The following is a 13514-nucleotide window of genomic DNA, read 5'->3' on the forward strand; positions in this document are numbered from 1 at the left end:
GGCGGCCCCCTCCCCGTAGGGGTCACGCGTGAGGCCGGGCAGGTTAGCACTCCCAGGTGGTCCGCCGTCATCGGCTCCACACCTCCCGGCACCCACACCCATCGTCCCGGCCCTTTCAAGACGCGGGGCGTGCCCGGGTCAGGAGCGACGTCCGTCGCGCGGGGTGTGACAAGCGGGCAGGCAGCCCGTCAGGACGTTGGGCGCCGGGGGCGCGGGCCCGTAGACTGTGGACACCTTGGTGTCGGAACCCGGCGTCTCCTGGGCAGGCCGCTACCGCTTGAGCGCGCGCATCGCGACGGGCGGCATGGCGGAGGTGTATCTGGCGCGCGCCATCGGCCCGGAGGGGCAGCGCGGCCCGGCCGTGGCGGTGAAGCGGCTGATGCCGCACCTCGTCGCGGACCGGCGCATCGTGCAGATGTTCCTCAACGAGGCGCGCATCACCGCGCAGGTGCGCCACCCGAACGTGGTGTCCATCCTGGAGCTGGGCATGGAGGGCGCGGAGCCCTTCATCGCCATGGAGCTCCTGGAGGGGCGCTCGTTCGCGGAGGTGCGGCAGGAGGCCGCCGAGCGCGGCCAGCGCGTGCCGCTGGGCATCACGCTGCGCGTGCTGGTGGACGCGTGCCGCGGGCTGGATGCCGCGCACCGCGCCGTGGACGAGGCGGGACGGCCGCTGCGCATCGTCCACCGCGACTTCACGCCGGACAACATCCACGTCGGGGTGAACGGCGCGGTGAAGGTCATCGACTTCGGCATCGCGAAGGCGGACGCGCTGGGGGCGGGGACGGAGCCGGGGACGCTGAAGGGGAAGTTCTTCTACATGTCGCCGGAGATGATCGCCGGCCGCAGCGTGGACCACCGGGCGGACCTGTTCGCCGCGGGGGTGATGCTCTACGAGCAGATGTGCGGCCGGCGGCCCTTCACCGGCATGTCCACCGAGGAGGTGCTCACGCGCATCTCCGAGGGCCGGCCGAAGCCGCCCACGGCGTTCGACCCGTCGGTGCCGCAGGCGCTGGAGGCGGTGTGCCTCAAGGCGCTCGCGAAGGAGCCGGAGGCGCGCTTCGACAGCCTCCAGACCTTCATCGCGGCCATCGAGCGGCTGGGCGGCCCCGCGGAGGTCGCCGCGCCGGCGCAGGTGGCCGCGTACCTGGACGCGCTGTTTCCGCCGGACCGCGACCCCAAGCGGCTGGCGCTGCGCAACGCGCGGCTCGCGGATCCGTCCAACTCGGGCGCGAACGGGGCACCGGGCGGGGACGTGCTGCCGCCGTTCGGGGTGCAGGGCATTCCGTCCTGGCCCGTGCCTCCGCCCGTCGCCGCGCCCGGGGTCTCCCGGCCCCTCCCGCCCCTGGGCACCCACACCGTGTCGATTCGCGGCTCGACCCGGCCCGTGACGGCGGAGGTCCCCGTCTCGACCTCGGGCCCCGCCGCCGAGGGCGCCGCGCAGGGCGTGGCCTCCGCCGGACCCCAGGCCCCGGCGTCCCAGGAGCCGGGGCGCGGCGAGGCTCCGGTGAGCGCTCGCGGCGCCGCGCCGCGGGGGGCTCCCCGCTCGCGCCGGGCCCTGGCCCTCGTCGCGGGCGCGCTCGTGCTGGGCGGGCTGGGCACGGGGGCCGCGTGGTACCTGCGGCGCCCGGACCTGCCGCCCCCCGCGAGGCTCGCCGCCGCGGAGGCCGCCAGGACGGCGGAGGCGAAGGTGTCCGCGCTGGAGGGGCTGGGCAAGGATGTCCGCGCCACCGCGGCGGAGCTGGCTCGCGCGGGCACGCTGCTGCTCGACGCGGGCGCCCACTCGCAGGCGCTGGCGCTGGCGGAGGCCTACGTCGCGCGCTTCCCGAAGGAGGCGGAGGCGCACCTGCTCGCCGCGCGCGCCGCCACCGAGCTGCGCATGGGCAAGCGCGCGGAGCGCGCCATCGACGAGGCCACCGCCCTGGCCCCCAAGGACGTCCGCGCGCCCCTGGCCCTGGCCGACCTGCGGGCCCGCCAGGGCGACGTGCCCGGCGCGCTGACCGCGCTCGCGAAGGCCTACGCGCAGGCGCCCGCTTCCGCGGACGTCGCCCCCCGCTACGGACAGCTCCTGTCCCAGGGCGGCCGGCTGGACGAGGCCGCCACCGTGCTGTCCGCCTGGACGCGCCAGCACGACGACGCCGAGTCCCTCGCGGAGCTGGGCTTCGTGCGCTTCCGCCAGGAGAAGCTGGACGACGCCGTCAGCCTGCTCAAGCGCGCGCAGCGCAAGGCCCCCACGCTCGCCGTGGCCCACTCGTACCTGGGCGCCGTCCTCTTCCGGCAGGGCGACCTGCGCGGCGCCGAGCGCGAATATCGCGAGGCCGAGCGTCTGGCTCCGGACGATCCCCGCGCCCTCACCGCGCGTTGCCAGCTGCACGCGCACGAAGGCGACACCGCCGGGGTGGAAGAGGTGAAACGTACGCTGGCGAAAAGGTTCCCGGACCGGGCGCTGGCGCTCGCGGCGGAGTGCGGTCCAGGGAACTAGCTTTGCCCATGCGCCTTCACCTCCCCGCCCTCGCCGCGTCCAGCCTGCTGCTGACCGCCGCCGCGTGCGGCTCCACGTCCGACGATGCGCAGGGTCCCGGCTCGGAGCTCCCGGGCGCGTCTTCCGGGGACGTGGCCCCGGCGGACCGCACGGCCTGCTCGGGCCTCACCGCGGCGCCCGGCACCTACGACTGGACCGTCGAGCACGGCGGCCACACCCGCGCCTTCCGCGTCCACGTCCCCACCGGCTACGACGCCACGAAGCCCACGCCCGTCGTCCTCAGCTTCCACGGCTTCGGCTCCAATGAAGAGGAGCAGGAGCAGCTGACCGGGTTCTCCACGCTGGCGGACGCGGAGGGCTTCATCGCGGTGTACCCGCGCGGCCTCAACTTCCTGGAGATCTACGGCCGGGGCGACGCGGACACGCGGGGCTGGAACGGCGAGGCCTGCTGTGGCCCGGCGCAGCTCGCCGACGTGGATGACGTGGGCTTCGTGGACGCGCTGCTCGCGGAGCTGGACACCCGCGTGTGCACCGACCCGCGCCGCGTCTTCGCCAACGGCTTCTCCAACGGGGGCTTCTTCTCCTACCGGCTGGCCTGTGAGCGCGCCCAGCGCATCGCCGCGATCGCGCCCGTGTCGGGCATGGAGGGCCTGACGGACTGCCACCCGTCGCGGCCCGTCCCGGTGCTCCACTTCCACGGCAGCGCGGACCCGACCATCCTCTACGACGGAGGCGACAACGTCGCCGGCGGCAAGCGCTACCCGTCCGCGCCGGAGTCCGTGCGCCGCTTCGCGGAGCTGAACGGCTGCACCGGCCCGCAGCAGCAGACGTATCAGCAGGGCGACAGCACCTGCGTGGCGTATACGGGCTGCCAGCCGGAGAGCGCCACCGCGAGCCTGTGCACCATCACCGGCGGCAAGCACGCGTGGCCCGGCCAGCCCCTCTACAATGAAGGCACGACGGACCTGGACGCGACCCTCCAGATGTGGCGTTTCTTCCAGGCGCGTCCCCGCCCCTGAAGGAGGCTCGCCTCGCCGCCCCGCGCCCTCATCATCAACGCCGATGACCTGGGCTACGACCCCGGCATCACCCGGGGCCTCCTCCAGGCGCTGCGCGAGGGCGTCGTCTCCTCCGCGACCTTGCTGGTGAACGCGCCGGACTCCGAGGCCGCCGCGAGACAGGCGCGGGGGCTCGCCATCGGGCTGCACCTGAACCTGGACCGGGGCGCGCCCGTGGCCCCCGGCTTCCCGCGCGAGTGGCGCACCGGGGACGGAGGCCTCGACGGTGCGCGCGTGGCCGCGCTCCCCGCGGACGTGGTGGAGGCGGAGGCGCTCGCGCAGTTGGAGCGGCTGGAGCGGCTGCTGGGCCAGGCCGCCACGCACCTCGACGTGCACAAGCACCTGCACCGGCATCCTCGCGTCCTGGAGGGAGTGGCGCGCGTCGCGAGGCGCGCGGGCCTGCCGGTGCGCTCCATCGACGCGGAGATGCGCGGCGCGCTGAGGGCCCGGGGCGTGGCCACGAACGACCACTTCGTGGGCGAGTCCGGCGAGGCGGCGTACTGGACGCCGGAGCGCTTCGCCGAGGCCCTCGCGTCGCTGCCCGCTGAAGGCGTCACCGAGTGGATGTGTCACCCGGGCCACCTGCCCGGGCTCGTCACCACCCGCTACGCCGCGCAGCGCGAGGTGGAGCGCGCCACCTTCGTGGACGCCCGAGCGCGCGAGTCCCTGGAACAAGCAGGGGTGCGCCCCACGGACTTCCGCATCCTCCACACGGCAGGGCTCACGCGGGCGTGACGACCGGGAGCTCCGACTCCACCGGCGTCAGCGTGCGGTGCTGCTCGCGCGTCAGCACGGTGCGCACGCCCGCGAGCAGCTCCTCCGCGCGGTACGGCCGGCGGCACAGCGCGGCGTTCTCCTGCGCCCACCACGGCCGCGCATCCCCCGCCAGCAGGATGGGCACCGGCCGCGCGCGCGGCAGCGTGGCGAACGTCTCCAGGAAGCTGCCCACCGGGGACTGCGTGGCGCTCGTCGACAGCACGATGAGGTCCACCGGCAGGTGCGTCGCCTTGCGCAGCGCCTCCGCGCCGCTCTGCACCGTGAACACCTCGAAGCCCTCCGCCCGCAGGGTGCGCTCCGCCGCGGCCTCCTGGTGCGCGTCCTCGTCCAGCACCAGCACGCGCCGGGGCAGCCTGCGCACCTCGTGCGCGGGCATGCGCGGCAGGTCCAGCATGAACGTGGAGCCCTCGCCCTCGCGGCTGCGCAGCGCCAGCGCGCCGCCGTGCATCTTCACGATGGCGTGGCTGATGAACAGCCCCAGCCCCAGCCCGCCGAAGTTGCGGTGCGACACGTTGCGCGCCCGGTAGAAGCGCTGGAACACCAGGGCCTGGTCCGCGCCCGGAATCCCGATGCCGTGGTCCTGCACCTGGATGCGCGCCGACTCCGCCGTGCGCCCCACCCGCACCGAGATGGGCGCCCCGGCCGGGCTGTACTTGTGCGCGTTCTCCAGCAGGTTCACCAGCACCTGCTCCAGCCGGTCCCTGTCGCCCAGCACCCAGACGCCGTCGTGCGGCACGTCCACCGTGAAGGGGCGCTCGAAGGCATGGCGGAAGTGGTCCACCACCTCCGCCACCAGTTGGCCCACCTCCAGCGGCGCCGAGTCCAGCGCCAGCCGCCCCAGCTCCAGGCGGCTCGCGTCCAGCAGGTCCTCCACCAGCCCCGCGAGCCGGTCCACCTGCCGCTTGGACTTGAGCACGCTCGCGAGCGCCACCGGCTGCCCCGCGGCGATGCGGCGCTCCATGGCGTACAGGCCCAGCTTCAGCGGCGTGAGCGGCGTCTTCAGCTCGTGCGACGCGATGGACATGAACTCCTCGCGCACGCGCAGGGCGGCCTGGGCCTCGCGCAGCAGGCGCGCGTTCTCCACCGCCACCGCCAGCTGGCTGGCCGCCGCGCTCCACATCTCCAGCTCGCGCACGGAGAACGAAGCGCCCTGCTCCTTGTAGATGAGCAGCAGCCCCACCGTGCGGCGCGGGGCGCACAGCGGCACCGCCGCGAACACGGAGCCCACCGCGTCGCCGTAGCCGCGCTGGATGCCCAGCTGCGGCTGGCGCAGGGCCAGGGCCTGCCGGTACGGGTCCTCCGACGGGTCGAACGCGTCCTGGGGCGCGTCCTGGCCCTCCAGGTCCGACACCGCCATGCGCTTGAGCGTCGCGTCGTCCTCCTCGTAGAGGAACACCTCCGCGCGCCGCACCTGGGCGCACCGCACCAGCGCCACCACCGCGGCCGAGCAGACGCGGTCCACCTCCAGCGACTCCCCCACCGCGCGGGCAATCTCCCGCACGGCCTGTGAAAACACGCCCTCGTCGTCCACGCCGGACGGCTCCACCACCAGCCACGCGCTCGCCGAGCCGTCCGTGTGGGTGGGCTTCACCTGCACACGCACCTGCCGGAGCGCGCGGGTGATGACGTGGCCGGAGTGGACCCGCTGCTCGCGGATGGCGCGCTCCAGGGCATCCAGGCTGCGGCCGGGCTCCAGCGCGTCCAGCAGGGTGCTGCCCGGGGTGAGCATCACGCCCGTCTTGGCCGCGAAGCCCTCCTCGCACCATTGGACGCGCAGATCAGCCCCGACGCGCAGGAGCGCTTGGGGCAGGCACGAGAGGACATCCTCGACGTCGTTGGGTAGCAGCATGGGAGGGGCGGGACGCGCTCGCTACAGGGGTCGCCGGAGGGAGATAGGAATCCCCGAGCATGATCGCCAACCACCCCCGGACGTTCTCCTGTCCCGGAGGGTCGCGGCACGTTGGAACCCGAACAGAGCCGGCGCAGGGCAGCCGGGGAGGCGACGTCGTGGAGGGCGGTGACACGCGCCGAACGTGTGCTACACGACAGCGCATGCCCTCTCAGCCGTCCAAGGAAATCCAGACCTTCCCCAACCCCGCCGCCGATCGCGACTATGAAATCGCCTTCGACGTGCCGGAGTTCACCTGCCTGTGCCCGCTGACGGGCCAGCCGGACTTCGCGCGCTTCACCATCAAGTACGTGCCGGATCAGCTGTGCGTGGAGCTGAAGAGCCTGAAGCTCTACATGTGGTCCTACCGCAACGAGGGTGCCTTCCACGAGAAGGTGACCAACACCATCGCGGACGACATCATCAAGGCCATCCAGCCGCGCAAGCTCACGGTGGTGGGGGACTTCTTCGTGCGCGGCGGCATCGGGACCATCGTCACCGTCACGCACGAGAAGAAGCCGCGGGCCTGAGGCCCTGGCTCAGCGGGTGAGCTGCTCCAGGAGCGGCGCCCACTGGGACTGGGACAGGTAGAGGCCGGTGCCCGCCGCCGCGATGCCGGCGGTGAGCGCGGCCAGCACCCACTTGCGCCTGCCCGGCGCGCGCGCGGGCTTCTTCGTGGCGAAGACGTCCAGCACGCCCAGCTCCTGCTGGGTGAGGTGGGCCAGGGCCTCCGTCTCCGTCAGCTTCTCGCGGTAGCGCAGGAAGGCCACGAGCAGCGCGGGGTGGGACACGCGCACCTCGTGGGCGAGGAACAGGTCCAGCTCCCGGCGCATGGCCGCGGCGTCCGGGAAGCGGGCCTCCGGCTTCACCGACAGCGCGCGCTTCACGATGCGCGCGAGCGGCGGCGGCACGTTCGGGGCCACCTTCTGGAGCGGCGTGAACTTGCCGTCGCGGATGCGGGCGAAGACCTCCCCGGCCGTCTTGCCCACGAAGGGGCGGGTGCCGGAGAGGGCCTCGTAGAGCAGCACGCCCAGGGAGAAGATGTCGGTCCGCGCGTCGATGGGCGCGCCCGTCACCTGCTCCGGGGACATGTACGACGGCGTGCCCACGGCCATGCCCTGCTGGGTGAGGGCTTCGAGGCTGACGTCCTTGGCGATGCCGAAGTCCATGAGCTTCACCTCACCGGCCTTGGTGAGCATGACGTTCGCGGGCTTGAGGTCGCGGTGGATGATGCGGCGGAAGTGCGCGTGGTCGAGCGCGCTGGCGATGCGCGCGCCGATGACGGCGGCGACGTCCGGGGGCAGCGGGCCGTCCTTGATGAGGCCGTGGAGGGTGGGGCCGTCCACGAACTCCATGACCATGAAGAGGCTGTCGTTCTTCTCCACCAGGTCATAGAGGGTGACGATGTTCTGGTGGCGGAACGCGGCGAGCGCGAGGGCCTCACGCCGGAAGCGGGACAGGGCCTCCTGGTCGCGCTGGCCTTCGGGGAGCAGCTCCTTGATGGCGACCTCGCGTTGCAGCAGCTCATGGAGGCCGCGATACACGAGCGCCATGCCGCCCCGGCCCAGCTCGCCGAGCACGCGGCAGGCGCCGATCTTGCGGTGGCGGATCCTCTCACTCTTCTCTGCGGCGGCGACGGTCACGGGGCGAAGGGTACCGATTCACGCCCCATGCGTCGATGGGGCCTCCATACGGGGCGGATTCGCACAGGTGTGATGAAAAGACGCGGTGTCGCTGTCTCACGCCAGGAGGCCTACCTGGGGCTGGGCGGCCGCGCCGGGCCCCGCCGCAGTACGGAGCGCTCCGCCTCCTGTCCCTCTCCGCGCTGCACCGTCCCACGCGCGTTCCCATGCTTCTCCCATCCAGGAGGACGCCATGACGGAACGGGACGCATACATCCAGAAGCTGGAGGCCGAGCAGCGCGAGGCGACCGCTCGCTTCCGTGAAATCGAAGCGCAGGCGGACCTCGCCGACAACGAGGAGGCGCTCGACACCCTCACCGGCGTCCGGGAGTTCAACGACGACGTCAACCGCGAGCTCCAGGCGCTGCGCCGCTCTGACGAGCAAGACTGGGACCGGCTCAAGGACGGCGCGGAGAAGGCCCGCCGCCGCCTCCATGAGCGCCTCGACCGCGCCGACACCCACTTTGGACAGCTGCGCGAAGGCTACCGCCGCCAGCGCGAGGCCGAGCTGAAGGAGCTGGGCGCGCAGTTGGACGGCTGGATCGCCTCCCACCAGCAAAGCCGGGCCGAGGACTCGCTCCTCACCCGCGAGGAGCTGGACTTCCTCACCCGCGGCATGAAGAACGCCAGGGAGATGCTCCAGAACCTGCGCCACAGCCGCGGCCACGTCTGGAAGACGGCCCGCGACCAGTACGAGGCCAACTGGCGCGAGCTGGTGGAGCGCTCCCGCCGCATCCGCGCCGAGGGCTCCCCCGAAGCGCAGGGCGCCTCCCCCTCGTGAAACCCCATCTTCACCGACGCCACGCGGCTGTCACGCGACTACGCTAGGAACGCCCCCACCTGGAGGGGCGCGGCCCGGAAGGACCGCGCCCCTCCAGGCGTTTTCCGTTCGCGAGCCCATGGCCCTTCCCGCACGTCCCTCCTCGATCCCCGTCCTCGCCGCCATCGATGTGGGCACCAACGCCGTGCGCCTGGAGCTGGCCCGCCCGGACGCCGAGGGCTCGCTCGAGACCCTCCACCAGGAGCGCGACCCCATCCGCCCCGGCGAGGGCGTCTTCACCAGCGGCGAGATGCCCCAGCAGACCGCCGACCGGCTCCTGTCCACCCTGCGCCGCTACGCCGCCCTCTGCCGCCGCCACAAGGCCCAGGTGCGCGCCGTCGCCACCAGCGCCCTGCGCGAGGCGCGCAACCGCGCGGACATCGTGCGCCGCGTGCACGAGGAGGCCGGCCTGGAGCTGGAGGTCGTCAGCGGCAAGGAGGAGGCCCGCCTCATCTGCCTGGGCGTGCTGCACCGCAAGCCCGCCAACGCCCGCTCGCTCCTCGTGGACATCGGCGGCGGCAGCACCGAGGTCGTCATCGCCACCGGCGAGAAGCCCGACGAGCTCTGGAGCCTCGCCCTGGGCTCCGTGCGGCTCACCGAGGTCTTCGACACGTCGCGCGCCGTGACTCCCAAGCAGCTGCGGCTGATGCGGAGCTTCGTGGAGGAGGTCCTCCACAAGACGCTCCCGGAGAAGCTCCCCGCCCTGCCCCGCGTGGCGCTGGGCTCGTCCGGCACCATCGGCGCGGTGGTGGGCTTCGCCGCCGCGGACAACGGAGGCAACGCCACCGTGCGCCAGCTCACCCAGACCGTGGAGTCCCTGGCGAAGATGCCGCCAGAGCGCCGCCGCAAGCGCTTCGACCCGCGCCGCGCGGACATCATCGTCGCCGGCGCCGTCATCCTGGAGGGCGTCGCGCGCCACCTGGGCGTGGAGTCCGTCAGCGTCGTCAACCGCGGCCTGCGCGACGGCGTGCTGGTGGACCTGCTCTACCGCCAGGACGAGACGCGCGAGGACCACAGCCTCGCGGACGCGGCCTTCGTCATGGGCCAGCGCTTCCGCTTCGACGAGAAGCACGCCCGCCAGGTGGCCCGCCTGTCGCTGGCCCTCTTCGACGGGCTGGCCGCGCTGCACCAGCTGCCCCTGTCCGTGCGCCCGCACCTGGAGGTCGCCGCGCTGCTGCACGACATCGGCACGGCGGTCAGCTACGAGCGCCACCACCGCCACACGTACTACCTCCTCCACAACGCGGACCTCCCGGGCCTCGCGGACCACGAGCGGGAGATCATCGCCCGCGTCGCCCGCTACCACCGGCGCTCCCCGCCGGAGCTGACCCACTCCGGCATGGCCGGGCTGACGCCGTCGGAGGCGCGGCGCGTGCGCAAGCTGGCCACGCTGCTGCGCGTGGCGAACGCGCTGGACCACAGCCACCACCAGCCCATCCGCGACTTCAAGGTGACGGACGGCCGCGAGGCGGTGACGCTGCACCTGCACGCCCGCCAGCCGCTCGACCTGGAGCTGTGGAACGCCGAGCGCGAGGCCCCCTCCTTCCGCAAGGTGTTCGGCAAGCGGCTCGCCTTCCAGCTCCACACGACCGGACGTTAGGCCCCGGGCCTCTCCGCCCGCTCCCCGGCGGAGGGAGCGCGGCGCCGGTCCTGCCCGACTCCACGGCCATGCCCAGAGTCCAGACGAACAGGTCCCGCGCGCTTCGAGCGCCGTGGATCTCCACGTCTTCCAGGGCGCCCGGCGGGGGCAAGGAGCGGAACATGAAGGCAGTCGTTTTCCACGGCATTGGGGACATCCGGCTGGATGACGTCGCGGAGCCGAAGCTGAAGGAGCCCACGGACGCCATCATCCGGCTGACCGCCAGCGCCATCTGCGGCACGGACCTGCACATGATCCGCGGCACCCTGGCGGGCATGAAGCCCGGCACCATCCTCGGCCACGAAGGCGTGGGCGTCATCGAGGAGCTGGGCGGGGACGTGCGCAACTTCAACGTGGGCGACCGCGTGGTCATCTGCTCCACCATCGCGTGCGGCAACTGCTCGTACTGCCGCGCGGGCTACTATGCCCAGTGCGACGACGCGAACCCCCACGGGCCGGGCGCGGGCACCGCGTTCTTCGGCGGCCCGGAGATGACGGGCCCCTTCGACGGCATGCAGGCGGAGAAGGCCCGCATCCCGCACGCGGCGGTCACCATGGTGAAGGTGCCGGAGGGCGTCACCGACGACCAGGCCATCCTCGTCTCCGACATCTTCCCCACGGGCTACTTCGGCGCGGAGCTGGCGGAGATCAAGCCGGGTGACACCGTGGCGGTGTTCGGCTGCGGGCCGGTGGGCCTGTTCGCCATCGTGAGCGCGAAGCTCCTGGGGGCGGGCCGCGTCTTCGCCATCGACAGCCACGAGGACCGGCTGGCGCTCGCGCGGACGCAGGGCGCGGAGGTCATCCACTTCGAGCAGGAGGATCCGGTGGAGACGCTCAAGCGCTTCACCGGCGGCATCGGCGTGGACCGGGTCATCGACGCGGTGGGCGTGGACGCGCAGCACGCGCACCACGGTCCGGCCGCCAGGAAGGCCAGGGCGGAGAAGCCCGAGTTCAAGCGCGAGGTGGAGCAGGTCGCGCCCAGGCAGAAGCCGGACGGCGCCAACTGGGTGCCCGGCGACGGGCCGTCGCAGGTCGCGCAGTGGGCGGTGCAGGCGCTGGCCAAGGCGGGCACGCTGTCCATCATCGGCGTGTACCCGCAGACGATGAACGCGTTCCCCCTTGGCGAGGCGATGAACAAGAACCTCACCCTGCGCATGGGCAACTGCAACCACCGCAAGTACATCCCCAAGCTGCTGGAGCTGGTGCGCACCGGCACCGTGGACCCCACGGCCATCCTGAGCCACGTGAAGTCCATGGCCTCCGCCATCGACGCGTACCGCAACTTCGACCTGCGCAAGCCGGGCTGGGTGAAGGTGGAGCTGGAGCCGGGCGCCACGCTCCAGTGACGCGCGTCAGGAGTCCAGGAGGAGGCACGTGTCACCGAACTCGTGCCCCAGGTAGCCCGCGGCCTCCGCGTGCGCCGAGGCCCGGCGCAGGAGCGGAGGCGGCGCGAAGGCCTGGAGCAGCGCATGGTGGCTGCTCCCCGGCGCATGCACGCCGGTGAGCAGCCCGTGCACCACGCGGGGCACGGAGCCGGGCCCGAGCAGCAGGTCCGTCACGTCCTCGCCCGGCACCAGCGCCCCGTGCTGCGTCGCGCGTCCCTCCAGCGCGCGCACCACGGTGGTGCCCACCGCCACCACCCGCCCGCCCCGAGCCCGGGTCTCCTCCACGAGCGACACCGTGCGCTCGGGGATGTCCGAGCGCTCGGGCCGGGGCAGCGCCGCGTCCAGCGCCGCGTCGCCCGTGGAGGAGAGCCCCGCCGCGTGCGTGAGGGAGGCCCAGCGCACGCCGCGCGCCCTCAGCCGCAGCAGCACGGACGCGGTGAGGGGCAGGCCCGCCGACGGCGGCTCCGCGGCCCAGGGCCGTGAGGCGTAGAGCGTCTGCACGTGCCACAGCGCCAGCGGCCCCGCCGTGTGCGCGTACTGCACCGGACGGCCCGCCGTGTAGAGCGCCTGCCAGAGCGCCGCGCCGCGCCGGTCGAAGGCCACGCGCAGGAGACGCGGCGAGGGAGGCAGCACCTCCACCACCCGCGCAAAGAGCCCGCCGACGTCGAGGCGCGCGCCCGCGGGGAGCTCGGGCGGTGGGGGCCGGTCCTCGGTGCGCCGGCGCCAGTCGCCCGCGCCGAAGAGGACGGCGGTCCAGGTGTCGTCCGGTTCCTGGGCGAGCAGCCGCAGCTCGATGGCGGCGCCCGCGGCGGTGCGGCCCATGAGCGAGCCGGGCAGCGTGGCCGCGTCGTTCATCACCAGCAGGTCGCCTTCGCGCAGGAGGTCGGGCAGCGCCGAGGCGACGGAGTCGGAGAAGCGCTCGCGGCGGGGCTCCACGTGCAGGAGCCGCGCGGAGTCGGGGTGCTCCCGGGGCCAGCGGGCGGCGTTCATGCGGCCTCCCACTTCGCGGCCTCGAAGCGCTGGCCGGACGCGGCGTCGCGGGCCTCCACGAGCGCGAGGATGCGCGCGGCCACGTCCTCCGGCTTCGCCAGCGCCGAGGGGTCGGCGTCCGGGAGCGCGTCGCGGTGCATGCGCGTGTCCATGTCGCCGGGGTCCACGGTGAGCAGGCGCACGCCGCTGCCCTCGAACTCCGAGGCCCAGAGGCGGGTCAGGTGTTCGAGCGCGGCCTTCGACACGCTGTAGGCGCCCCAGCGGGGATAGGCGGACACGGCGGCGTCGGAGGTGATGTTGAGGATGAGCCCGCGCCCCCGGACGACCATGCTCCCCGCCACGGCCTTCGTCAGGCGGAAGGGGCCCAGCAGGTTGACCTCCAGCACCTGCGACACGTCCTCGCACGCGGTGTCCAGCAGGAGCGGGAGGGGCGTGGGCCCCAGGGTGCTCGCGTTGTTGATGAGCACGTCCAGCGGGCCCACCAGCGCGGTGGCGGCGCCGACCAGCGGGTAGATGGCCTGCTTGTCGCCCACGTCGAAGGCGAGCCCGTGCACCGCCAACCCCTGGGCCTTCAAGGGCGCGACCGCCGCCTCCAGGGCCCTGGCGTCGCGCGCCACGCCCACCACCCGGGCGCCCCGGCGGGCGAAGGCCTCCATCAGGGCCCGGCCCAGCCCCCGGCTCGCGCCCGTCACCAGCACTGCTTGATTCCGCATGTCCATGGCAGGTGTCTCCTTGGGCCAGGGATAGCGGGCGGGTTCCGACGGGATGGCATGGGCGCCAATGCGTTGGCAGAATG

General features: G+C 73.4%; 11 protein-coding genes. 7 read left to right on the forward strand and 4 right to left on the reverse strand.

The window, feature by feature from the left end; all coding sequences use genetic code 11:
- Positions 1-304 precede the first annotated feature (304 nt).
- The 3 genes from U8525_RS15680 to U8525_RS15690 are packed head-to-tail and all read left to right on the forward strand — an operon-like array spanning position 305 to position 4272.
- A complete protein-coding gene (locus U8525_RS15680) occupies positions 305-2479 on the forward strand; it encodes a protein kinase (RefSeq protein WP_374266514.1) in 2175 nt (724 codons plus the stop codon).
- Positions 2480-2487: 8 nt separating this feature from the next.
- Positions 2488-3498 carry a PHB depolymerase family esterase gene (locus tag U8525_RS15685; RefSeq protein WP_374266361.1) on the forward strand — a complete coding sequence of 337 codons (1011 nt, stop codon included), beginning with the start codon at positions 2488-2490 and terminating at the stop codon, positions 3496-3498.
- Positions 3499-3531: 33 nt separating this feature from the next.
- Complete coding sequence (locus tag U8525_RS15690) at positions 3532-4272, forward strand: carbohydrate deacetylase (RefSeq protein ID WP_374266516.1); 741 nt, start codon at positions 3532-3534, stop codon at positions 4270-4272.
- Here U8525_RS15690 and U8525_RS15695 read toward each other — a convergent pair.
- Positions 4259-6163 (reverse strand): ATP-binding protein, encoded by a 1905-nt coding sequence (locus tag U8525_RS15695; RefSeq protein WP_374266363.1) that lies wholly within the window; start codon positions 6161-6163, stop codon positions 4259-4261. The genes U8525_RS15690 and U8525_RS15695 overlap by 14 nt on opposite strands.
- Before the next feature lie 203 nt (positions 6164-6366).
- On the opposite strand from U8525_RS15695, the gene queF reads away from it, so the two are divergent.
- Positions 6367-6732: a preQ(1) synthase gene (queF, locus tag U8525_RS15700; protein WP_374266365.1), complete on the forward strand. Its 366-nt coding sequence runs from the start codon at positions 6367-6369 to the stop codon at positions 6730-6732.
- A 9-nt stretch (positions 6733-6741) separates the two neighbouring features.
- On the opposite strand, the gene U8525_RS15705 is transcribed toward queF, so the two are convergent.
- Positions 6742-7755, reverse strand: coding sequence for a serine/threonine-protein kinase (locus tag U8525_RS15705; RefSeq protein WP_374266518.1), 1014 nt, complete (start codon positions 7753-7755; stop codon positions 6742-6744).
- Positions 7756-8077: 322 nt separating this feature from the next.
- On the opposite strand from U8525_RS15705, the gene U8525_RS15710 reads away from it, so the two are divergent.
- The 3 genes from U8525_RS15710 to U8525_RS15720 all read left to right on the forward strand — a co-directional run bounded on the left by U8525_RS15710 (position 8078) and on the right by U8525_RS15720 (position 11689).
- The gene (locus U8525_RS15710; RefSeq protein ID WP_374266367.1) at positions 8078-8665 is read left to right on the forward strand and encodes a hypothetical protein; all 588 of its coding nucleotides are present in this window, start codon (positions 8078-8080) and stop codon (positions 8663-8665) included.
- Between the two features lie 118 nt (positions 8666-8783).
- Positions 8784-10304 carry an HD domain-containing protein gene (locus tag U8525_RS15715; RefSeq protein ID WP_374266369.1) on the forward strand — a complete coding sequence of 507 codons (1521 nt, stop codon included), beginning with the start codon at positions 8784-8786 and terminating at the stop codon, positions 10302-10304.
- A 161-nt stretch (positions 10305-10465) separates the two neighbouring features.
- Complete coding sequence (locus U8525_RS15720) at positions 10466-11689, forward strand: zinc-dependent alcohol dehydrogenase (protein WP_374266371.1); 1224 nt, start codon at positions 10466-10468, stop codon at positions 11687-11689.
- 6 nt (positions 11690-11695) lie between these two features.
- Here U8525_RS15720 and U8525_RS15725 read toward each other — a convergent pair whose 3' ends face one another.
- Positions 11696-12718: an S-adenosylmethionine:tRNA ribosyltransferase-isomerase gene (locus tag U8525_RS15725; RefSeq protein ID WP_374266373.1), complete on the reverse strand. Its 1023-nt coding sequence runs from the start codon at positions 12716-12718 to the stop codon at positions 11696-11698.
- The gene (locus U8525_RS15730; protein WP_374266375.1) at positions 12715-13431 is read right to left on the reverse strand and encodes an SDR family NAD(P)-dependent oxidoreductase; all 717 of its coding nucleotides are present in this window, start codon (positions 13429-13431) and stop codon (positions 12715-12717) included. Before U8525_RS15730 ends, U8525_RS15725 begins: the two co-directional genes overlap by 4 nt.
- Positions 13432-13514: the final 83 nt, after the last annotated feature.

The organism is Corallococcus sp. RDP092CA (assembly GCF_041903675.1).
In the GTDB taxonomy this organism is placed as follows: Bacteria; Myxococcota; Myxococcia; order Myxococcales; family Myxococcaceae; genus Corallococcus.